General features: G+C 71.5%; 22 protein-coding genes and 1 pseudogene. 12 read left to right on the top strand and 11 right to left on the bottom strand.

Annotated elements, in window-relative coordinates; genetic code table 11:
* Nucleotides 1-36: 36 nt before the first annotated feature.
* Nucleotides 37-2,379, bottom strand: a complete 2,343-nt coding sequence (locus ACWD5O_RS11835; RefSeq protein ID WP_450085265.1) for an ABC transporter permease — start codon at nucleotides 2,377-2,379, stop codon at nucleotides 37-39.
* Complete coding sequence (locus ACWD5O_RS11830; RefSeq protein ID WP_387322649.1) at nucleotides 2,376-3,068, bottom strand: ABC transporter ATP-binding protein; 693 nt, start codon at nucleotides 3,066-3,068, stop codon at nucleotides 2,376-2,378. The genes ACWD5O_RS11835 and ACWD5O_RS11830 overlap by 4 nt, the downstream gene beginning before the upstream one ends.
* 102 nt (nucleotides 3,069-3,170) lie before the next feature.
* Here ACWD5O_RS11830 and ACWD5O_RS11825 point away from each other — a divergent pair, with 102 nt between their 5' ends.
* From ACWD5O_RS11825 to ACWD5O_RS11815, 3 genes are read left to right on the top strand one after another with little or no spacing between them, the layout of a single operon-like run.
* Complete coding sequence (locus ACWD5O_RS11825) at nucleotides 3,171-4,058, top strand: sensor histidine kinase (protein WP_450085264.1); 888 nt, start codon at nucleotides 3,171-3,173, stop codon at nucleotides 4,056-4,058.
* A complete protein-coding gene (locus tag ACWD5O_RS11820) occupies nucleotides 4,055-4,744 on the top strand; it encodes a response regulator (RefSeq protein ID WP_387322645.1) in 690 nt (229 codons plus the stop codon). Before ACWD5O_RS11825 ends, ACWD5O_RS11820 begins: the two co-directional genes overlap by 4 nt.
* Before the next feature lie 21 nt (nucleotides 4,745-4,765).
* Entirely contained in the window at nucleotides 4,766-5,317 is a 552-nt protein-coding gene (locus tag ACWD5O_RS11815) for a GNAT family N-acetyltransferase (RefSeq protein WP_387322643.1), read from the top strand.
* Between the two features lie 7 nt (nucleotides 5,318-5,324).
* Here the strand turns inward: ACWD5O_RS11815 and ACWD5O_RS11810 are convergent, their stop codons facing one another.
* From ACWD5O_RS11810 to ACWD5O_RS11795, 4 genes are all read right to left on the bottom strand, one after another.
* Entirely contained in the window at nucleotides 5,325-5,891 is a 567-nt protein-coding gene (locus ACWD5O_RS11810; RefSeq protein WP_387322827.1) for a maleylpyruvate isomerase N-terminal domain-containing protein, read from the bottom strand.
* A 118-nt stretch (nucleotides 5,892-6,009) separates the two neighbouring features.
* Nucleotides 6,010-7,806: a serine hydrolase gene (locus tag ACWD5O_RS11805; protein ID WP_354965271.1), complete on the bottom strand. Its 1,797-nt coding sequence runs from the start codon at nucleotides 7,804-7,806 to the stop codon at nucleotides 6,010-6,012.
* An 11-nt stretch (nucleotides 7,807-7,817) separates the two neighbouring features.
* Nucleotides 7,818-9,110, bottom strand: coding sequence for an exo-beta-N-acetylmuramidase NamZ family protein (locus tag ACWD5O_RS11800; protein ID WP_387322641.1), 1,293 nt, complete (start codon nucleotides 9,108-9,110; stop codon nucleotides 7,818-7,820).
* 10 nt (nucleotides 9,111-9,120) lie between these two features.
* A complete protein-coding gene (locus tag ACWD5O_RS11795) occupies nucleotides 9,121-10,938 on the bottom strand; it encodes a glycoside hydrolase family 3 protein (RefSeq protein ID WP_354965269.1) in 1,818 nt (605 codons plus the stop codon).
* 197 nt (nucleotides 10,939-11,135) lie between these two features.
* Between ACWD5O_RS11795 and ACWD5O_RS11790 the strand changes: the two genes are divergently transcribed.
* From ACWD5O_RS11790 to ACWD5O_RS11780, 3 genes are read left to right on the top strand one after another with little or no spacing between them, the layout of a single operon-like run.
* Nucleotides 11,136-11,462, top strand: a complete 327-nt coding sequence (locus ACWD5O_RS11790) for a PadR family transcriptional regulator (protein ID WP_354965268.1) — start codon at nucleotides 11,136-11,138, stop codon at nucleotides 11,460-11,462.
* A complete protein-coding gene (locus tag ACWD5O_RS11785) occupies nucleotides 11,459-11,815 on the top strand; it encodes a DUF1048 domain-containing protein (protein ID WP_450085263.1) in 357 nt (118 codons plus the stop codon). The genes ACWD5O_RS11790 and ACWD5O_RS11785 overlap by 4 nt, the downstream gene beginning before the upstream one ends.
* A gap of 1 nt (nucleotide 11,816) precedes the next feature.
* Nucleotides 11,817-12,143, top strand: a complete 327-nt coding sequence (locus ACWD5O_RS11780; protein WP_354965266.1) for a DUF1048 domain-containing protein — start codon at nucleotides 11,817-11,819, stop codon at nucleotides 12,141-12,143.
* A gap of 117 nt (nucleotides 12,144-12,260) precedes the next feature.
* On the opposite strand, the gene ACWD5O_RS11775 is transcribed toward ACWD5O_RS11780, so the two are convergent.
* Complete coding sequence (locus ACWD5O_RS11775) at nucleotides 12,261-12,743, bottom strand: hypothetical protein (RefSeq protein ID WP_354965265.1); 483 nt, start codon at nucleotides 12,741-12,743, stop codon at nucleotides 12,261-12,263.
* A gap of 101 nt (nucleotides 12,744-12,844) precedes the next feature.
* On the opposite strand from ACWD5O_RS11775, the gene ACWD5O_RS11770 reads away from it, so the two are divergent.
* Together ACWD5O_RS11770 and ACWD5O_RS11765 are read left to right on the top strand one after the other, a co-directional pair.
* Nucleotides 12,845-14,746 (top strand): S9 family peptidase, encoded by a 1,902-nt coding sequence (locus ACWD5O_RS11770; RefSeq protein ID WP_354965264.1) that lies wholly within the window; start codon nucleotides 12,845-12,847, stop codon nucleotides 14,744-14,746.
* 73 nt (nucleotides 14,747-14,819) lie between these two features.
* Nucleotides 14,820-15,251, top strand: a pseudogene (locus ACWD5O_RS11765) (Tn3 family transposase); the annotation flags it as partial.
* A 373-nt stretch (nucleotides 15,252-15,624) separates the two neighbouring features.
* Here the strand turns inward: ACWD5O_RS11765 and ACWD5O_RS11760 are convergent.
* Complete coding sequence (locus ACWD5O_RS11760; protein WP_450085262.1) at nucleotides 15,625-16,428, bottom strand: DUF1062 domain-containing protein; 804 nt, start codon at nucleotides 16,426-16,428, stop codon at nucleotides 15,625-15,627.
* A 216-nt stretch (nucleotides 16,429-16,644) separates the two neighbouring features.
* Here ACWD5O_RS11760 and ACWD5O_RS11755 point away from each other — a divergent pair, with 216 nt between their 5' ends.
* Entirely contained in the window at nucleotides 16,645-17,421 is a 777-nt protein-coding gene (locus ACWD5O_RS11755) for a maleylpyruvate isomerase family mycothiol-dependent enzyme (RefSeq protein ID WP_354965262.1), read from the top strand.
* Between the two features lie 69 nt (nucleotides 17,422-17,490).
* On the opposite strand, the gene ACWD5O_RS11750 is transcribed toward ACWD5O_RS11755, so the two are convergent.
* Complete coding sequence (locus tag ACWD5O_RS11750; RefSeq protein WP_450085261.1) at nucleotides 17,491-18,033, bottom strand: MSMEG_1061 family FMN-dependent PPOX-type flavoprotein; 543 nt, start codon at nucleotides 18,031-18,033, stop codon at nucleotides 17,491-17,493.
* On the opposite strand from ACWD5O_RS11750, the gene ACWD5O_RS11745 reads away from it, so the two are divergent.
* Nucleotides 18,020-18,439 (top strand): hypothetical protein, encoded by a 420-nt coding sequence (locus ACWD5O_RS11745; protein ID WP_354965260.1) that lies wholly within the window; start codon nucleotides 18,020-18,022, stop codon nucleotides 18,437-18,439. The genes ACWD5O_RS11750 and ACWD5O_RS11745 overlap by 14 nt on opposite strands.
* Before the next feature lie 189 nt (nucleotides 18,440-18,628).
* Here ACWD5O_RS11745 and ACWD5O_RS11740 read toward each other — a convergent pair whose 3' ends face one another.
* Entirely contained in the window at nucleotides 18,629-18,781 is a 153-nt protein-coding gene (locus ACWD5O_RS11740; protein ID WP_450085260.1) for a hypothetical protein, read from the bottom strand.
* Between the two features lie 317 nt (nucleotides 18,782-19,098).
* On the opposite strand from ACWD5O_RS11740, the gene ACWD5O_RS11735 reads away from it, so the two are divergent.
* Both ACWD5O_RS11735 and ACWD5O_RS11730 read left to right on the top strand, forming a co-directional pair.
* Nucleotides 19,099-19,743 (top strand): GNAT family N-acetyltransferase, encoded by a 645-nt coding sequence (locus ACWD5O_RS11735; protein ID WP_354965259.1) that lies wholly within the window; start codon nucleotides 19,099-19,101, stop codon nucleotides 19,741-19,743.
* Between the two features lie 41 nt (nucleotides 19,744-19,784).
* Entirely contained in the window at nucleotides 19,785-20,342 is a 558-nt protein-coding gene (locus tag ACWD5O_RS11730) for a GNAT family N-acetyltransferase (RefSeq protein WP_450085259.1), read from the top strand.
* On the opposite strand, the gene ACWD5O_RS11725 is transcribed toward ACWD5O_RS11730, so the two are convergent.
* Entirely contained in the window at nucleotides 20,282-20,734 is a 453-nt protein-coding gene (locus ACWD5O_RS11725; protein ID WP_354965257.1) for an HNH endonuclease, read from the bottom strand. The two genes, ACWD5O_RS11730 and ACWD5O_RS11725, sit on opposite strands and share 61 nt — an antisense overlap.
* Nucleotides 20,735-20,760 lie beyond the last annotated feature (26 nt).

Raw genomic sequence — 20,760 nt, 5'->3', positions numbered from 1 at the left:
TCCGCCCGGCGGCGGCGGTGAGCTGACCGGCCCCGGTCACTCGTTGTGCAGCACCTCCGCGATCGTCAGCCGCGCCGCCGACCGGGCCGGCAGGAGCGCGCCGAGGACGGTGATCGCGAGACCGGCGACGGCCAGCAACACGAGGCCGCCGGGCTGCCACACCTGAAGCATCGCCTTCGCGAGGCTCAGGTTCGCCGCATCCGCCGTGACGGGCACCACGACGCGGTGGGCGAGCACTCCCAGCGGTACGCCGAGCAGCCCGCCGACCACCCCCAGCGCCGCCATCGACGTCACCATCATCACGACCACCTGCCGGGGCGTCATCCCGATCGACTTGAGCATGCCCAGGTCCCGACGGCGGTCACGGGTGTTGAGCACCACGGTGTTGAAGACGCCGAGCGCCGCGACGAGCCCGAGCAGCAGCGTGAGCACCGTGGACAGCGCCACGACTGCCGTGGTGTACGAGTTCGAGCCGCTGTTGTCCCACGCGTCGAGCCCGGGATCGGCGGTGCGGATCGCGGCGAGGTACTGCCCGGTGTCGGTGCCCGGCGCCACGGCCAGCGCGTAGTACATCTCGTGCGGGAGGATCCGGTAGTCCGGCGCGAGGCGCTCGAACGTGTCCCAGCCGGCGACCAGCCTCGGCCAGCCGGGCGCGGTGGACATGATCTCACCGACGACGGTCACGGACCGCTGCCTGGCGCCGAATCGGATGGTGGCCCGATCACCGACGGACAGGCCGTGGTCGTGCAGGACGGTCGAGGGCGCGACGATCTCGTCCGGGCCGCGCAGCCAGCGCCCGGCGACGATCTGGTCCTGGAAGCCCATGGCCGGCACATCGCCCCGGACGAAGTAGACGGTGGCCGGCTCACGGTCCCCGACGATCGACACCTCCAGGTCCAGTCCGCCGGCCACCCGCGTCGTGCCCGGCACCGAGCGCAGCAGCTGCTCCACGTCCGGCACCGACCGCTGCGTCACCGGCTGATCCCCGTCCGGGCGCAACGGCCGTACCGCGATGGGGGTGTCGTTCAGATCGGTGAGATCGGAGTAGCGGCGCGCCGTCTCCGACATGCCTGTCGCGAACGTCACGGTGACCACACCGAGCACGACCGCCGCCATCGTCAGCGCCGTCCGGGCCGGGCGCGCGAACGGCAGGCCGAGGCCGAGGCTGACGGCGCGGGGCAGCCGGGTGCCGCCGAGCGCCCGCTGCACCCGCAGCGCGCGGCCGGGCCGCGGTGCGCTGCCCGCGCTGATCGCCTCCGCCGCCGACAGCCGGTACGCGCGCAGCGCCGGCACGAGCGCGGCCAGCAGGACGACCGCCGGTGCTCCCACCAGCGCGGCGACGTCGATCCACGGCGCGACGCCGACCTCGGCGCCGAAACCCAGCCCCAGGAACGCGGACCGCAGCAGCGGGCGGGCACCCAGATCGCCCAGCACCGTGCCGAGGACGCAGCCGACGACGGCCGGCACGGACACCATCGCGAGGTACACCGCCACGACCTGCCGTGGCGTGAACCCCATCGCCTTGAGAACGCCGATGTGCCGGTAGCCGGAGACCACCGCACCGCTGACGACGTTGCCGACGATGAGGACCGCCACGATCAGCCCCAGGACGCCGAAGGCGACGAGGAACGGCACGTACGCGCCAGGCCCGGCGGCGATGGCCTCCTTGACCACGAGGTGCGACTGGGCGGCGATCAGCGCGTCCGGCGGCAGCCCGGCCCGCAGCGCGGCGACGTGGCCGTCGACCTCGGTCGTGGTGCGGGCGTCGGCGAAGCGGTACAACATCTGGGTCGTCGTCGGGCGCAGCGCGGCGATCCGGTCCGGCGCCACCCAGGCGTCGGCGGTCCGGCTGATGCTGTAGGCCCGGCCAACCACGGTGAACGTCGTGCCGTCGGCCAGGGTGACCCGTTCGTCCTCGGGCCGGAACTGTGCCCGGTAGCCGGCGGCCGGCGGCGCCTCGTTCAGCACGATCTCACCCGGCCCGGTGGCCCAGCGCCCGTGCCAGACGTCCACGGTGTCGACCGGACCGCCCGGGTCGGCGCGTCCGACGACGGTGAGGGGGCGGCCCTGCAGGCGAGGTACGTTCCCGTCGCGGGACGTGTCGACGGTGGCCTGCCGGAACGGGCCGGCGACCGCCGTGACGTCCGGCCGGTGCTCGGCGAGCTGCGCGTGGGTGACAGCCGCCGCGTCGTACGTCGCGACGACGTGCGCGCCCCGGCGCTCCGCGAACGCCCGGTCGAACGGCGCCGACGAGGCGTCCAGCAGCGCCAGGGCGACCACGATGGACGCGGTGGAGAGCAGCACGACGAGGCCGATCACGAACGTCTGCAGCCGGCGGCGGCGTACCGCCGCGCGGGACGCCCGCCACACCGCGCTCATGCCTTCTCCAGGGTGCGCTCGCGGGCGATCCGACCGTCGGCGAGTTCCACCACGCGGCTCGCGCACCGGGTGGCGAGCCGCTCGTCGTGCGTGACGATCAGCAGCGTCTGCCCGATCTGGTTGAGGTCCAGCAGCAGGTCCATCACCTGCTCGCCGGCCCGACTGTCCAGCGCGCCGGTCGGCTCGTCGGCCAGCAGGAGCGCCGGCCGGTTCATCAGGGCCCGGGCGACCGCGACCCGCTGCCGCTCGCCGCCGCTCAGCGCTGCCGGGTACACGTTGCGCCGGTCGGCGATGCCCAACTCGTCGAGCAGTTCCAGGGCCCGCTCGCGCGCCGGTCCCGCCTTGCTGCCGGTCAGTTGGGCGGCGAGGGCGACGTTGTCCAGCGCCGGCAGGTCGTCGAGCAGGTTGAAGAACTGAAAAATCATGCCGATCCGGTGCCGGCGGAACAGCGCCAAGCCCGTCTCGTTCTTGCTTCCCAGGTCCTCGCCCTGGACGACGACCGTGCCGGTGGTGGGCCGGTCCAGCCCGGCGATCATGTTGAGCAGCGTCGACTTCCCGCAGCCGGACGGGCCCATCACGGCGACCGCCTCACCGGCCCGGACCGACAGCGACACGCCGTCGAGGGCGGTGGTGTCGCCGTACTCCTTGCGGACTCCGTCGAGCTGTACGACGGTCGCGTCTTTCGTCATGACAGGAAGCTACGGTCGGCGGCACCGGCCGGGCATCCCTCCCGGGATGCAACCCGCCGGGGTCGTCATCCGCGGGATGTACGGCGCTGGACATGGAGGATGATGCGGCACGCCACGGTGGTCTGCGAGGGTAACGGGGTGCGCACATCCGGGACGACGTGGCTGGCTGTCGCCCTCGTGCTGGTCTGCGCGGGCGCGGGATGGCTGTGGTTCGCGTTGGTTCGCGCGCGGCGGCTGCACCGGCGCGCTGTCGAGCGTCAGGGCTGGCTCCTGGAACGGGACCGGGAGGGGGTCGCCCGCGCCGCCGTCGACGTCGAACGCGCCCGGATCGCTCGCGAGCTGCACGACATCGTCAGCCACAACGTCAGCATCATGGTGGTGCAGACGGCCGCGGCGCGCGAGATCCTCACGACCATGCCGGGAGAGGCAGCCGCGGCCCTCGAAGCGGTCGAGGGCGCCGGGCGGGGTGCGATGACCGAGCTGCGACACCTGCTCGGCCTGCTCGCGCCGTCGGCCGACGGTCGGGAAGGCGCCGACGGTCCGGACGGTCGGGTGGGCGGTGGCACGCGGCTGGAGCCACAACCGAGCCTCAGCCGGCTCGGCGTGCTCGTCGATCGGATCGCGTTCGCCGGGCTGCCGGTGGAGGTGCGGATCTCCGGCGAGCCGCGTCCCCTGTTGCCGGGCATCGACGTGACCGCGTACCGGATCGTGCAGGAGGCGCTCACCAACGCGCTCAAGCACGGTGACGGCGGCAGGGCCGAGGTGACGATCCGGTACGCCGACCGTTCCCTGCGGGTCGAGGTGCTCAACGTCGGTCCGAGCGTCCTGGCCGGCACCGTGCCACGGGAGCGGCGTGGCGGTGACGGCGCCGGGCGCGGCCTGCTCGGGCTCCGGGAGCGGGTCGCGGTCTACGGTGGCGACCTCGACGCGCGCCGGCGCCTCGGCGGCGGCTACCGGGTCCGCGCGCGCATCCCGCTGGACCAGCCGTGACAGCACCCGAGACCACCGCCGCGCCCCGTGTCCTCATCGCCGACGACCAGGAGCTGATCCGCACCGGCTTCCGGCTGATCCTGACCGCGCGTGGCATCGACGTGGTCGGCGAGGCGTCCGACGGCGCCGAGGCGGTGGCCGCCGAACGCCGGCTGCGGCCCGACGTCGTGCTCATGGACATCCGGATGCCGGTCATGGACGGGTTGGAGGCCACCCGCCACATCCTGGCGCGGAGCCCGCATTGCCGGGTGCTCATGCTGACGACGTTCGACCTCGACCGGTACGTGTACACGGCACTCTCCCTCGGCGCGAGCGGCTTCCTGCTCAAGGACGTCACGGCCGAGCATCTCGCCAACGCTGTCCGGCTCGTCGACACCGGCGACGCGCTGCTCGCCCCATCTATCACGCGGCGGCTCGTGGAGCGTTTCGCCGCCGCCGAGCGGCGCCCGACCGAAGAGCCGGGACGCCGCCGCGAACTCGACGCGCTGACGCCCCGCGAACGTGAGGTGCTCACCCTGCTCGGCCGGGGCCTGTCCAACACCGAGCTGGCGCGGGTCCTGACCCTGAGCGAGGCGACGGTGAAAACGCACGTCGCCCGCATCTTCGCCAAGCTGTCGCTGCGCGACCGGGCGCAGGCGGTGGTCGTGGCCTACGAGGCGGGCCTGGTCACCCCCGGCGGGACATAGGCGTGCAGGCAGAATGTGCCCATGTCGATCGAGCTGCGAGCGGTGGCCACCCCGTCGGCACCGGGCCTGGTCCTGCGGCCCTGGCGTGACGACGACCTGGAAGCGCTGCTGGAGGCGTACCGGGATCCGGTGCTGCACCGGTGGACGCAACACCCGTTGACCACCCCGGACGAGGGGCGTCAGTGGCTGGAGAAGGTACGGCAGGACTGGGACGACGGCCGGCGGTTCACCTTCGCCGTGCTGGAGGACGCCGCGGACGGTCCACTGCTCGTGGCGTGCGTGGTGCTCAAGCGGGTCGCGCCCGGGCGCCCGGCGGCCGAGGTCGGGTACTGGACGGCGGCGTGGGCGCGCGGTCGGGGCGTCGCCCCGCGCGCGGTCACCGCGCTCAGCCGCTGGGCGTTCGCGCAGTTCACCGGGCTGGAGCGCCTCGACCTGCTGCACCAGGTGGACAACCCGGCCTCCTGTCGGGTGGCGGAGAAGAGCGGGTACGTCTTCCAGGAGGTGCTGCCCGCGTACCCGCCGTTCCCGCGCGACGGCCACCGGCACGCGCTCACCGCCCCCTCGATCGGCTGAGGGCCGGTCAGTCCAGCGCGGCGCGCCAGGTCCACGAGGTGCGCCGTGCCCGGCCGGGCAGCTCACCGCGCCCGGTCAGCCACAGCAGCACCTCGGGCGCCGCGCCGGGCGGGGCGTCCGGGAACAGTCGTCGCAGCACCCGTGCGCTCAGCCGGTGCGGCGGCTGCCACGGCACGCCGAGGCCGAGGGTGATGTCGTGGGTGTGCAGCAGGGTCTCCGCCACCCCCATCGCGGCGAAGCCGGCCGGGTCGCACGGGCCGAAGTGCCAGGCCCGGGTCTCCGGCGGCGCCGTGTCGACCGCGGCGGCGAGCAGCCCGGCGCACGCCCGGACCACCGTGAGGACCTGCGCCGGCGTCGCGGTGGGGGAGACCCGCAGGTCGTACGGCAGGTAGGCGTCGTCCGGTCGGCCGGTGACCTGACCGGCGTATGCGAGCAGGTCGTGCGCGACGTGCGCGGCGGTGGTCCAGCAGCTCCAGCGCAACGTGCCGGCGGGCACCGCCCAGTCGTGGTCCCGGTGCGGGTCCAGGACCCGGGTCATCTCCTCGCCCGCGTCGCGCACGTCGGCGCCATCCATTGCTGGCATCCGTCGACCCTCGCAGTGCCCGCCGGCCTCCGCAACGCGATTCGACGCGAGGCCGTCCGTTCGCTTCGGGGCCGGCCGCCGCCAGTGCGTCCGGCCCCGGGCGAGCGGCTCAGGTGCGTGCGGGTGACCATCCGTCGGTGACGAGCCGGGAGGCATCGGCGCCCTCGCCGCGGAAGAGCACGCCGTACCGGTCCGTCGCGGCGATCCGGTCGACGTAGACGCCACGCCCCTGGCCCGAGCCGTCGGTGCTGCTGCTCCACCTCAGGTGCGTGGCCTGGTCGGGCAGCTCCACGGAGACCTGCCACCACACCCGGCCTCCGTAGCCGGTGACCGTGCCGTCGGCGCTCCACCGCCGGCCGGCCTCGCGCAGCTGCATGGTCGCCGGCGCCCAGGTCTGCCCACCGTCGGTGGAGACCTCGAATCGTGCGCTGTCGTAGCGGGGTTCGGTGTCGTACCAGAGCAGAAAACTCGCCGTGGCGCCCCGCGCGGGCCGGCGCAGCGGCGCCGTGAGCGTGCTCGTCGCGGAGTCACGTGGATCGGCTCGCCAGGCGCTGGCCGAGCGCGGCCGCACCGGCATCGCTTCGGCGAGGTCCCGCGCCACGGCGCGTCGGGCCACGTTGTTGCTGCCCCAGCCACGGTCAGGGTGCACCCGGTTGCTGAGCATGACGACGAACGAGTGCGACAGCGGGTCGATGACGATCGACGTCCCGGTGAAGCCCGTGTGCCCGAAGGCCACCGGCGAGGAGAGCCCCATCATGTACCAGTGCTTGTTCAGCTCGAAGCCGAGGCCGCGGTCGCTCTCCGGGTAGGCCGACTCCAGCGGCGCGTTGTAGTTGACCAGCATCGCGCGCACCGTCTCCGAGCGCAGGATCCGCCGGCCGCGGTACTCGCCGCCGTTGAGCAGTGACTGGCAGAGCACGGCCAGGTCGGCGGCGGTGGAGAAGACCCCCGCGTGCCCGGCCACCCCACCGAGCGACCAGGCGTTCTCGTCGTGCACCTCGCCCCAGACCATGCCGCGCCCGGCGTACGGCTGGTATTCGGTCGCGGCGATCCGCGACCGCCGCTCCGGGCCGGGGTTGTAGCCGGTGTCGGTCATGCCCAGCGGCCCGGTCACGCCGTCGCGGACCAGGTCGGCCAGCGGCCGGCCGGTGACCCGTTCCAGCAGCACGCCCAGCGCGATCAGCCCGAGGTCGGAGTAGACGTACTGGGAGCCGGGTGTGGCACCGGCCGCCAGTGGCGTGGCGAGGGCGGCGGCGAACCGCTCGGCCGGCGTCGGGTACCTGCTCCACAGTGGCACGAACGCGGGCAGACCCGACGTGTGGGTGAGCAGCATCCGGACGGTGACCGTCGCCTTGCCGCCAGCGGCGAACTCCGGGACGTACCGGGCGACCGGCGCGTCCAGCTCCACCCGACGCCGCTCCACCTGCTGCATGGCGACGATCGTGGTGAACAGCTTCGACACCGACGCCAGGTCGAAGATGGTGTCCGGCCGGGTCGCGATCTGCTGGTCGGCGGGGAGTTCCACGCCGACCAGGCCGGGCGGTGGCCCGACGGCGGAGTAGCGCACCGCGCTGCCGACGGCGGCGTGCTGAACGATCACGCCGTCCTTGGCGGCCAGGACCACCGCGCCGGCGTACGCCGGGTAGCCGGGATGGTCCGGCGTCGGCTGGAGATACGCGGCCAGGTCGGCGGGGAGGCGGTCCACGTGCTCCGGGAGCAGGCCGACCTGGCGGGCGTCGCCACGGCGCAGCGTGTCGTGCCGGAACTGGATGTCGGCGGGGGTGACGGTCGGCGGACCGGCCGGGGGCGACGCTGCCACCGGGCTGGCTGGCAGCGTCGTGCCCACGACCGCCAGGGCCAGGCCGATCGCGAGTGAGCGGAGCGGACGACGGGTCGACCTGGTCATGACCGCACTCCTCAGTAGAGCAGGTAGGGCCGGCGTTGCCGGTTGAAGGTGGCCAGCTCGTCGGCCCAGGCGCCGACGACGTCGTCCACGTCGGCTCCGGCGTCGATCTGGGTCCGCAGCCGGGGCGAGCCGGTGAGCTTGTCGATCCAGTACGGGCGTGCGGTGTCCCACGAGTCCTGCCGCCAGGCGAACGCCGGGTACTTGTGCGCCTCCACCAGCATCGCCACCCCGGTGCGGATCGGGTCGTACGCCGCCGGGTCGACGACCTTGACCTCCACGCCGGCGCAGAGCTTGTTGAGCAGCGCCGGCTTCTGCCCGGCGGAGGTCGGCGAGAAGTACGCCTCGCGGAACTCGACTCCGGGCAGGTTCCGGGCGTTGAGCCGGTCACCCCAGTGGTGGTCGAAGTCGGTCGCCAGCCCGCCGATCAGCTCGAACGGGCGGCACGTGCCGCGCCCCTCAGTGATCGACGCGACGCCCTCGAACAGGCCGGTGCCCGGGTAGACGAGCGCGGTGTCCGGGGTGGGCATGTTCGGGCTGGGCATCACCCACGGCACGCCCGTGTCGGCGGCGAGGTCGTCGCGCTTCCAGTGCCGGCACCGCACCACGTGCAGGTCGACCGGTCGCCCCGCCTCGGCCGGTAGGAAGGTGGCGTTGAAGTACCGGGCGAGCTCGCCGACGGTCATCCCGTGCTGCTGGATGATCTCCTTCAGACCCACCCCCGAGGTGTACGGCGAGGTCATCAGCGGCCCGTAGGCCCGCCCGCCGATCGGGTTGGGTCGGTCCAGTACGACGTAGCGTCTGCCGACCCGGGCCGCGGCGACCATCGAGGTGTACATCGTCCAGATGTAGGTGTAGAAGCGGACCCCGACGTCCTGGATGTCGAAGACGACCGTGTCCACCCCCGCCTCGGTGAACATGGCTTCCCACCGGGCCTGCGAGGCGCCGTACGCGTCGTAGACCGGGATTCCGGTGCGCGCGTCGACGCCGGTGCCCTCGCTGCCGCCGGCCTGCGCGGAGCCGCGGAAGCCGTGCTCGGGGCCGAACGCCGCGACCAGCTGCACTCGACCGGAGCCGTGCATCAGGTCGACGAGGTGCCGGTAGGCCGAGTCGACACCGGTCGGGTTGGAGACGACCCCCACCCGCTGGCCGGCGAGCTCGGCGAACCTGGAGGACACCAGCTCGTCCAGGCCGGTGCGGACCCGCCGGCCACCGGGGCTGGCGGCCGCGGGCGTCACGGCCGCGCCGACGCCGAGCGCTCCCGCGCCCAGTGCGCCCGTGCCGACCAGGAAATTCCTCCGCTGCATTGGTTGCCTCCTACCAGCTCAGGCCGTGGCCGTAGGGATAGAGCACGGAGCCCGCGCCCTCGGCCGTGGGGATCGTGACGGGCAGCCGCCCGCTCGGGGACAGCTCGCCGTGCAGCGCGCGGACGAGCGCGTCCATCGCCGCCCGGGTGTACGAGTAGGTCGCCAGGTAGGTGGTCACGCCCGGCAGGTACGCGATGTCGTAGGGATCGCGGACCGCCACGACGACCACCGGTTTGCCGGTGCCGACCAGCGCCGCGACGAGGCGCTGCTGGGTGGCGCGCGGGTCGGTGACCGTGGTGTCCCACGCCTTGTTCACCAGCACGACGGTGAGGTCGTGCTCGGCGGCCTGGGCGGCCGTCGCGGCGATCACCGCGTCCGAGGGCAGCGTCGCCGGTCGGGCGGTGGCTCGGGCGCCACGGGCCGTGAAGCCGGCGGCGACCGTCGCGACCGGGGCGAAGGCGGCGCTGTCCCAGCCGGTGACCAGGACCGACCGGTCGGCGCGGGGCAGTGGCAGCAGGCTGGCGTCGTTGCGGACGGCGGTGAGCGTCGGGTCGGTGACCCGGGTGACGGCGGCGAGGTGCTCCGGTGCGCCGACCGTCCGTACCGCCCGCTCGACGTCGACCAGCGGCGAGCGGGCCAGTCCCTGGCGGTACTTCATGCCGAGGATGCGCCGGACCGACTCGTCGATCCGCCGCTCGGTGAGCTCGCCGGTGGCGACGGCGCGCAGCACCGCGTCCCGGGCCAGCGCGAGGTCCGGTGGCATCAGGAGCTGGTCGGCGCCGGCCTTGAGGGCCAGTACGGGCACCCGCTCGTCGCCGTACTTTGCCCGCACGCCGGCCATGTTGAGCGCGTCGGTGACGATGACGCCCCGGAAGCCGAGTTCACCGCGCAGCACGCCGGTGAGGATCGTCGGCGACAACGTCGCCGGGTCGCCGGAGGGGTCGAGCGCGGGAACCACGATGTGCGCGGTCATGATCGATTCGACGCCGGCGCTGATCGCCCGCCGGAACGGTGGCGCGTCGACGCGGTCCCACTCGGCGCGGCTGTGGTTGATCACCGGGAGGCCGGTGTGGCTGTCGGTGGCCGTGTCGCCGTGCCCGGGGAAGTGCTTCGCCACGGCGGTCACCCGGGCGTCGTGCTGGAAGCCGGTGACCTGGGCGGCGGTGAGGTCGGCCACCAGGCGGGGGTCGGCGCCGAAGGACCGGACGCCGATCACCGGGTTGCCCGCGTTGACGTTGACGTCGGCGATCGGCGCGTACGGCTGGCGGATGCCGACGGCACGCAGCTCTCGCCCGGTGACGTCCGCCGCCGTCCGGGCGAGCCCGGGTGAGCGTGCCGCGCCCAGGGCCATCGCCCCCGGGAACTGGGCGGCGGGGGAGGGCATCCGCAGGACGGTGCCCTGCTCCTGGTCGGTGGAGACGAGCAGGGGCACCCGGCCCTTCGCGCCGTCGCTGAGGGCGGCCCGCTGGAGTCCGTTGGAGAGGGTGGCGATCTGGCGGGGACTGTCCAGGTTGTGCGACCAGGAGAAGTAGCAGACGCCGCCGAGGTGGTACCGCTGGATCACCTCGGCCGGCGTCTCCACGCCGAACGCGGCGAGGTTCGCGGCCCGGTCGGCGGCCGTCGGTTCGGTGGCGTCACCACCGTAGACGTAGGTGGAGAAAAGCTGGCCCACCTTCTGTTCCAGGCTCATGTGCCGCAGCGTCGATGTGACCCAGCCGTGCTCGGCCGACGGGGGGTGGGCCGAGGTGGCTGCCTGGGCGGGGATGGGGGCGAGGGTGGCCGCCAGTGTGGCCACCCAGGCGGTCGCGGTAACGAGTCGGGTCTGCATAGACGCCTCTCAGTCCGGGTGACTGAAACTTAGCTACGCCATGACCGCCAGTCAAGAAGGTTACCTACAAACTGTGGTTTTCGGCGATGGGCCGAGATTCGAGGCGCTACTTGGTACTACCGAATACCGGTAGTCGGTGGTACGTTATAGCGGTACTCAGTGCTACGAGGTACCAGGGGGACCGAAGAGGAGCCGCCATGGAGGATCTGACGGAGATGTTGAAGGGCACGCTGGAGGGCTGCGTGCTCGAAATCATCGGCGGCGAGGAGACCTACGGGTACGCCGTCACGCGTCGGTTGAACGAGCTCGGCTTCGTCGACGTCATCGAGGGGACGGTGTACACCATCCTGCTGCGACTGGAGCGGAACGGACTTGTCCAGGTGACGAAACGACCATCCGAGGTGGGACCTCCGCGCAAGTTCTACACGCTCAACGACGCCGGGCGCGAGGAACTCGCACGGTTCTGGGCGAAATGGCAGTACGTCTCATCACGCATCGACAAGCTCAGGGAGGGGGCGAGATGAGCTTCTGGGAGACCATCACGGGCAGCGATCTCACCAGGGAATGGAAGGTGTTCGAAGCCCGGGCGGAGGCATTGCCGGCCGACTACCAGGCGGCGTGGGAACAGATCAAGGGCAACCTCTTCCCCTACGGGGGCTTCACGGGTCGCAACCTGATGCCGATCCTCGACGCCGCCCTGGGGCTGCTCGAAGAAGCATCGGCGGACGGGCAGAGCATCCACGACGTGCTCGGCGACGACATCCCCGGCTTCTGCACGGCGTTGGTCGGCGGAGAGGGAGCCCGGACCTATCGCGACCGGTGGCGCGAGCAGTTGAACAGGACCGTCGCAAGGAAACTGGCCCGGCTAGGAGGCTGACGTGGGAGTCCAGGACATCATCGAGGGCAAGAAGCAGTGGCGGGCGCACGTGGCTCGGGTCAAGACACTCCCGCCGGATTACCAGATCGTCTACAAGGAGATGCAGAAGTACCTGTTCAAGGTCGGACCGGTCGACCTGGCTGACGGGCTCCTGCTCTCCGGGATCGTCGACTTCTTCGAGGAGGGCGCCGCGGCCGGCAAGGGGGTTCTGGAACTCACCGGCACCGACGTCGCCACCTTCTGCGACGACCTGATCAAGGACTCGCGCACCTACGCGGACGTCTATCAGGAGTCCATCCGCACGAACCCCGACACGGACAAGAAGTAACACCTGTCGGCACCATGCCAGCGGGCGTCAGCCCAACAGGTAGCTCTCTCACGTAGGTGAGCCGCATGGCCGAGGGCCTGGTCGGACAGTCCTTCGGCCATGCGGCGGCCGCTCCCGCTACTCCCGCACCGACTCCAAGGCTTCGGTGGCGTTGCGGATGCCGGCGCGGATCATCTCGCCGTACGGGTCGTCCGGCAACCGCCCGACGAAGCGCTCGGCCAGTGCCAGATGCTCCCGGGCCAGGGCGGTGTTGCCCAGGCGCCGGTGGTCGTCGGCGAGGTTGAGGTGCAGCGACGGAAGGAATCCCTGGACCTGCATCGAGTGGTGGTACTGCTGGGCGCGCTCGTCGGTGAGGTCGGCGACGGCGGCCAGTGCTCGCTCGTCCCAGCTGAGTTCAGCTTCGGTGCTCCCCTGAAGGTCGGCCAGATAATGCGCGAGAGTGCAGCGGTGGAAGGCGTCGCCGTCGGCGCCGATCTCGTCCCAGAGCGCGGTGAGGGTGTCGCGGGCCAGCGCCTGCTGTCCTGATCGACCGAGCTGTACGGCGTTGACGATGCGGGTCATGGTCGGGTCGGGCGCGGGTTGGTCGTCGTGGTCGTCCATGCCGCAGATGGTCGAGGCTCAACCTCGTCGAGGGTCAACGTCGCTTCTCGTGGATCGCCTCGCCCGTGCACCGATCCGGTTGATGCTGACAGACTGATCGCATGACAGGTCTGACCGCCGAACTCGTGGTCGATGGTCGTGACCCACAGACCCCGGCGCTTGCCCCGAACGGGCGCCTGCTCTGCTACGTCCTCGCTCCCGTCAGCCGGACCGATGACCACCTCGACACCGAACTCTGGCTCGTCGACACCGATGGCGCCGTCGCGTCGCGTCGGGCGACCGCCGACACCGCAACCGAGTCCCGGCCACGCTGGTCGGCCGACTCGGAGACGCTGTTCTTTCTGTCCGACCGCGCCGACCGTGGTACCCCGCAGCTGCACGGGCTCACGCTCGCCACCGGCACGATGACCACGTTGACCACCTGGCGCGCCGGGGTCATCGACCACCTGCCGCTCGCCGACCCCGACCTGGTCGCTCTGCTCGCCGAGGACGAACCCACCGAGCAGGACGCGCGCCGCGCCCGGGACCGGGAGGACGCCATTGTCGTCGGCGAGCGCGAACCGCGTGCCCGGTTGCGCCTGCTCGACCTGCGCACCGGGCGGGTCACCACCCCGGATGTGCTCGGTGACCGGCACGTCGTGGAACTGCGGCAACGTCCCGACGGCGGCCCACTTGCCGTGCTGACCGGGGCCAGCGCCGACAACGACTACGGCCCGCGCACCGGCCAACTGCACCTGTTCGACCCCACGAACGGGACTGCGGAGAACCTCGGACCGGTCGGGGTAGACGCACGATCCCTGGCCTGGTGGCCGGGCGAGGACGGTTGGCACCTCGGTTACATCGCGCTCACCCCACCGGTTCTGCAGGCCGGCACTGCCGTGTTCGACCTGGCCGTGGACAGCCGCGTCCCGCGCAACCGCACCGCTGGTCTCTCGATGTGCCCCACCACCCTCTGCCAGACCGATGCCGCCCCGCTGGTTGTGTTCGCCGACGGCCTGAACACCACCCTGGCCCGGCTCGACCCCAAAGACCTCACGACCCTGTCGCATCACCCTGGACGCCTCGACAACCTCACCACCACCCCTGCTGGCGAAGAGATCGCGGTACTTACCGGTACCCGCTATCAGCCCCCGAACGTTCACATCGGACCGCCAACCGGCCCGCTGCGAAGACTCACCAACACCCGCCCGGAACTGGACGGCACCGCGCTCGGCACGCAACAACCGCTGGCCTACCGCGCCGCCGACGGCCTCGACCTGGACGGCTTGCTCGTACTGCCGGTTGGAAAAACCGCATCGGATGGCCCGTTCCCGCTGGTCACGATCGTGCACGGAGGCCCGTACGATCGCTACGCCGATCGTTGCCAGTTGTTCTGGTTTCCCAGCGCGCAGTGGCTGGCCGCCGCCGGCTACGCGGTCCTGCTGCCCAACCCGCGCGGCGGCCAGGGCCATGGCCACCGGTTCGCCGCCAGCGTCGCCGGCCGGGTCGGGCAGCAGGAGTGGACCGACATCCTGACCGGCATCGACCTGCTGATCGACGAGGGCGTCGCCGACCCCGACCGGCTGGGCATCGCTGGCTGGAGCCACGGCGGCTTCATGTCCGCCTGCGCCATCGGCCAGACCGACCGCTTCCGCGCCGCGCTGGTCGGCGCCGGCATCATCGACTGGGGCATGCTCGCCGCGACCGGGGAGAACGGCCAGTTCGAAGCCGCGCTCGGTGGCAGCACTGGCTGGTCCGGCGTCGGCCCACACCCGCATGACGCGGTCAGCCCGATCTCCTTCGCCAGCCACATCCGTACTCCAGTGCTCATCATGCACGGCGCCGAGGACACCAACGTTCCCCTCGGACAGGCCGTGTACCTCCACCGGGCGCTGCGCCACTTCGACGTCGAGCACGAGTTCGTGATCTACCCGAGAGAGGGCCACTCGATCCGGGAACGCAACCACCAACTCGACGTCCTGCGCCGGACCCGCGCCTGGTTTGATCGCTGGCTCCGGCCCTGACCGGGGCGCGTGGACCAGATGTCGTTGCCCTCCAACCGGTCGTTACTGACCTGAGCTGACGTCAAGACCCCAGGCAGCCCTGGCCGAGTACGGGCGGATCGCCAAGACCCTGCACCTGCTGGCCATGGTCGACCCGGTCGACGAAACCTACCGGCGTACCGTGACCCGGCAACTGAACATCGGCGAGTCCCGACACTCCCTGGCCCGCAAGATCCTGTACGGACACCGCGGCGACATCATGCAGCCCTACCGCGCCAGACAGGAAGACCAGCTCGGCGCGCTCGGACTCGTCCTCAACGCGGTCGTGCTCTTCAACACCCGCTACATCGACCTGGCCGTCACCGCGCTCCGCGCCCAGGGCTACCAGGTCCGCGACGAGGACGCCGCCCGCTTGTCACCGCTCGGGTACGCGCACATCAACGTGCTGGGGCGTTACACCTTCCCCGCCCCGTCAAGCGCACAGCAGCTCAGGTCCCTGCGCGACCCGGATGCCGGTGTCGGCTGATGCCATGACGCAGGCGATCCGCGCCCGGCCTTAAGGGGGCGCCCGTCTGAGTGCGTGGCAGCGGTGTGTAACGGGGCGATAAGGCGCGGGTTCGGTGTCCGCGTCGCGGGCCGCGAGCGGAGGTGCTGTCCGGCCCCGAGGGTGGATGCGTTGCTCGCGAGGCGGGAGTAGTCGCTCAGGCGAGATGTCGCGGACAGCCAAGCGGAGGTCTTTGAAAGCACGGGATTCGCACGCAGGCATGTCCGTGCGGGCGAAGGCCGGCACATTCAAGTGAGCCGCCGCACGCTGGGCCGGCCCGCCGACCGCGACGGCCGGCGGGCCGGAAGGTACGGGCCGCCCCACGGCGCAGGTCATCGCGCCGTGGGGTGGCACCCTATGCCCGCTCAGGTGACAGCGGTGGGGCGGTGACGACCAGGAAGGTGAAGTCCTCGCGGGCCTTGGCGTCGATGGGCAGGGGCAGGCGGATGCGCCCGGAGTCGACCATGCCTCGCACGGCGGGACGGCTCAGGCCGAACCCGGCGGTGAGCAGCTTCTCGACCCGGATGGGTGCCGGGAGCTCGAACCTGATGATGACCTCGAGTGGCGCAGCATCCTCGCGCTGGAGGTCGTAGAACGGTATGTCGGTGTCCAGCTGCCAGGTGCCGGTCCAGTCAAGCTGGTAGGCGGCCTTGTGGGCGAGCGTCGCGTCCATGGTCAGCTGTCGCACCATGGCCGGATCGTTGTTCTCGAACATCAGTAGCCGCTCGTTGTCCAGCGCCCGCACGTTGATGCGCTCGTGGACGGGGATTTTCGATGTGCGGCCGCACAGGTCGCAGCAGATCAGCAGCCACACGTCGAGCAGCTTGTGGTTCGCGTTGACCCGGATCTTGCCGGTGGGACGGTGCCGCGTGGACCTGCATGACACGCAGGTTTTGACGATGGCGGGCAGTCCGAGCTCGCTGACCACCCACAGCGCTTTGCGGTCGATGCCGGGTCCGCGACCGTGGGCCGGCACACGGATATGGCGGGAACTATTCATGGCTTCAGCGATTCCAAGGTCTAGGCAGGAGGCGCCCGGCAGCGCGATGGCGTGCCGGGGGGTGCCTCCCGGATCCAGTGGCGGGCAGCCGGCGTCTCGGCGGGGAGCACGCCGGCTGGCGCGACGTCGCAGATCACGTCGCGTGAAGGAAGCCCGCACCGGTCACGCGGTGCGGGCTTCGAGTGGCACGGCGGACGGAGACGAGGAGGTGACTCGAACCCGTCTTCATCGCGCACGTGCGCCACTGGTCACTGATCCATGCGCGTCAGCATGGTCAACCCGTGGCCCGCCGAGCAACGGATTTTCCGCGTGGCCCCGCCGCCGGGGGTGGGGAAATCCGCTGTCGGTTGTCGGAGGGGGTGGTACAAAGCCGCGGTGGAAAAGACTCTGGAGTTCGCTGACCTGTTGCGGCTGATGGACGAACGATCGACCGCTTTCCGGGCGGCGGTCGCCGCGGCACCCAGCCTCGACGTGCGGGTGCCGACCTGCCCCGAGTGGACGTTGTTCGACCTGGTGCAGCACCTGGGCGAGGGGCGCCGCAAGTGGGCCGCCATCGTGGCCGCGGGGCCCGCCGACGCTCCGCCGGCGATGTCCGCCCCGGCGGCGCCCCGGGAGCGCGAGGCCCTGCTGGCCTGGTTCGCCGCGTCGACGGGGGAGCTGCTGGACGCGCTGCGGGAGGCCGGCCCGGATCGTGGTTGCTGGACGTGGTGGGGTCCGTCGCAGTCACCGCAGACGACTGGTGCCGTCGCCCGGCACCAGCTCCAGCAGGTCGCCGTGCACACCTACGACGCCCAGGTCGCCGTGGGCGCCCCGCAGCCGCTGCCGGACGAGGTGGCCCTCGACGGTGTCGACGAGTTCCTGACCACCTGCGTCGCGACGACGGCCGCGTGGCCGCACAAGCCCGCGGTCATCGACTACCACGCCACCGAGGGCCGTTCCTGGCGGCTCTGGTTCTCCGCCGACGGCGCCCGGACCGCCCGCCTCCCCACGCCGGTCGCCGGCGAGGGCCCGGAGGCGGCCTATGTCTCCGCCCGGGGCACGGCCAATGAGCTGGTCATGTTCTGCTACGGCCGCATTCCGATGGACTCGCTGCGGCTCGACGGCGACCGGCGCGTCTTCGACCAGCTGATCGCCTGGGAGCCGGAGGAATAGGACGCGACGACGGACCCACCGCCCTGCGCCGACCTCGGCCTCAGCGCACGGCGGTGGGTCCGCGGCCCGTCACTCGTAGCGGTATTTCAGCGAGTCCGCGTCCACCTGTTCGATGTCGGCGATCGTCAGCGCCGGCATCCGCAGCTGGGCCAGCGTCACCTCGGCCGAGGTCGGCTGGGCGTCCGCCGGCAGCCACTGCTCCGGCTTCCAGGCCCCGCCGCGCAGCAGCGCCTTGGGGCAGTGCGGGTAGACCTCCTCAATGCCCAGCACCAGCGCACTGGCCGGTGGCTTGCCCACGGCGGTCAGCTGCGACAGCAGCTCGGGGCGAGTGGAGACGCAGGCCCGGCCGTTCACCCTGAGTGTCGTGGTGCGCCCCGGGATGACGAACAGCAGCCCGGCCCGCCCGGTGGCGACGATGTTCTGCAGGCTGTCCAGGCGCTTGTTGCCCGTCGCGTCCGGTGTCGCCACCGTCCGCGCGTCCAGGACGGCGACGAACCCGGCGGGGCCGCCGCGCGGGGAGACGTCGCAGTTGCCCTCGGCGTCCACGCTGGCGACCAGGACCAGCGACGAGCAGCTGATCAACTGCCGGGTCTGCTCGGTGAGTTCGGTCATCTGCTTACGCACGGCGTCGCGGCTTGCGGCTGTGGTGACGGCGGCCGCCGAGCGGCACGGCAGCTACGGGTACGGCAACCCAGTGATGCTGGTGCACGCCGTCACCGCACCGAACGCGGTCATGCGCGTCCTGCCGGTTCTTCCCGAGGCGATGTGGCCGGCAAGTCTCGCCGCGGCCTGGGCGGCAACGGCTGCGGTCACTGCCGTATACGCACCGGCCGAACCGCGCCTGCTACCGCAGCCTCGCCCCGACCTCACCATCGCGGAGCTGGCCGACCGGGCGGTGGCGATCGGCGATCCGCACGCGATCAAATACGCCGACGCGGTCGCCGACGTACTCGCCGCCGCGCCCGACCCGGCGTTGCTCTCGGCGGCAGTACGCAGCGTTGATGAGCTGGCCGATTGACCGTGTCACCCCGAGTCCCGCGTGAGGTCTCGTAGCCGAATCTTCATGGTGATGACGTCCACGGCGGCCCGGTACATGTAATCACGTTCGTCGTACCGGGAGCTGCGGCCGCGGGCGGGCCGCTGCGCCACGCCGGGGGGCGGGAGACGTTGAGGATGCCGTCGACGTCGAGCAGCCAGCCCGGCCGGTTCACCGGGGCCCGCCTCTCGGTGCGGCGGTAGAGGCGGTCGCCGTGGTGGGCCGCTCCGCGGTGTCAGTGCGGATGTTGCGGTAGATGGTCATGGGGGTGACGCCGCAGGAAGCGGCGATCTCGGCCATCGTGAACTGCTTCGAGCCGTACATGCGCTGCGCCTTGTTGATCAGGGCGGGGTCATCTTAGGTTTGCGACCGCCAGTGCGGCCGCGGGCACGGGCAGCGGCCAGGCCAGCGAGGGTGCGTTGCCCGAGACTGACGCTAGATTGTCGGTTTACCAGTAACGATAATGCGATAATGCATCGCCACATAAGGGGCATAGCGCGCATGCATCATAATGACAGTTCTTGTGCGTAAGACTTCAGGATGGTGTCTGGGGTGCAGCACCACGACTGTGCAGGAGTGCGCCTCTGACCTGCGGCGAAATCCGATCGCCCCGCCGGCGTGAGTCGTGCGATCGTCGCCGTATGCCGCAACCGATCTTGCGTACCGACCGTCTGCTGCTGGTTCCGCTCGCCGACCGGCATCTCGAGCTGGAGATCCAGCTCGATTCCGATCCGGAGGTGCTTCGCTACCTCAGCGGCCGGGCGCGGTCCAGGGACGAGGTGCTCGCGTCCCATGCGCAGAGGATGGCCCTGGCGCGCGTGGTGGACGGCCTGGGCTACTGGATGGCGTTCGGGTCTGCTGGCGGCGCGCGTGGCTCGACGTCGCCAGCACGTGAGGACGAGGGCGAGTTCGTCGGGCTCATGATGCTTCCGCCGGCGCATGGCCCCGACCAACCTGACGACCCCACCGTCACGGACCTGGGTTACCGCCTCGTTCGCCGGTACTGGCGCCAAGGCCTGGCCAGCGAGGCCTCCCGCGTCCTGCTGCGACATGCCTTCGACACCGTCGGGCAGAGCCGGGTGATCGCGCAGACCATGGCTGTCAACGCCGGGTCCCGGGGTGTGATGGAGGCCATCGGCATGCGGTACGTGCGCACGTGGGTTTCGGTCTGGGACGACCCGCTGCCGGGGGCGGACCTGGGTGAGGTCGAGTACGAGATGACCCGCGGGATGTGGGAGGCGTGTCGTGGTGCTCAGCCGAGACCGTCAGGCGCCGAACGGGCGTAATTCCCCTGCATTACGTACGGGTGAGGCTTAGCCTGCACGCCATGTTCCCTCCAGTGAAGATCACCTCCGACCGGTTGGAAATCCGCGAGTTCGGGCCGCAGGACACCGCGGCTGTGGCGGCGTTTGTGGCGGCGGGGGATCGAACGGCACTGCCACCCGGCTTCCCCGAGGCGGTCGCTGACGTGGACGCGTGGCTGGCGGATGCGGTGCATCAGCGGCGCTTGGGCGGCGAGGGCGTACACCTGGTGATCCTGGAGCGGGCCACCGGCGAGATCGTCGGCAGCACCGGGTTGCGGGACACCGACTGGGAGGCCGGTCGCACCGAGATCGGCTACGGCGTACACGCCAGTCAGCGAGGTCGCGGTTTCGCGAGCGAGGCAGCTCGGGCGGTGGGACGGTGGGCGCTCGCCGACGGCGGGATGCGACGGGTTCAGTTGCACTGCCGGGTCGACAACGTGGCTTCCCTACGGGTGGCCGAGAAGGCCGGGTACCAGCGCGAGGGCACACTACGGAGGGCCGGGCAGGACGGGCGCGAGGCTCATGACCTGGCCGTCTTCGCGATGATCGCCGAGCGGGCCAGCGCCACCTCGGCGGCCTGACGCTCTCGCCAACGGCGCTGACTGTCCCGGTTGCAGGCGCGGCACGTCCGCCGGTACCGCCCCGTCGATTCGTCGACCTCGCGGTCGTGCCCGTTGCGGCAGGTCGACGGCTGCGCCCGGGTACGGCAGATCTCCGCGTGAGTGACCTGCCGCAGATGAGTGGGCTCCACGCAGTCCCGGGCGTCGCAGAGGTGGTCGACGTCCAGGTCGGGGTCGTAGCCCCCGACGAAGGCGGCGTAGGCGGCGATGTGTGCCCAGGCCCGGCCCGCGACCTTCTGGTACACGCCGCGCTGGGTGCCGTACCCGCGGATGATCAGGCAGCCGTCGGCCTGCCGGACCGAACGCTCCAGGAGATATCGGCGGAGACTGTCCTCAGTGAAGTGGCGTGACAAGCCGTTGACCCTGCTGAGCACACGTC

The sequence above is a fragment of the Micromonospora sp. NPDC005161 genome (assembly GCF_053599855.1).
The sequence above is the reverse complement of the archived record's forward strand: the minus strand, read 5'-3'. Positions and strand labels throughout refer to the sequence as shown.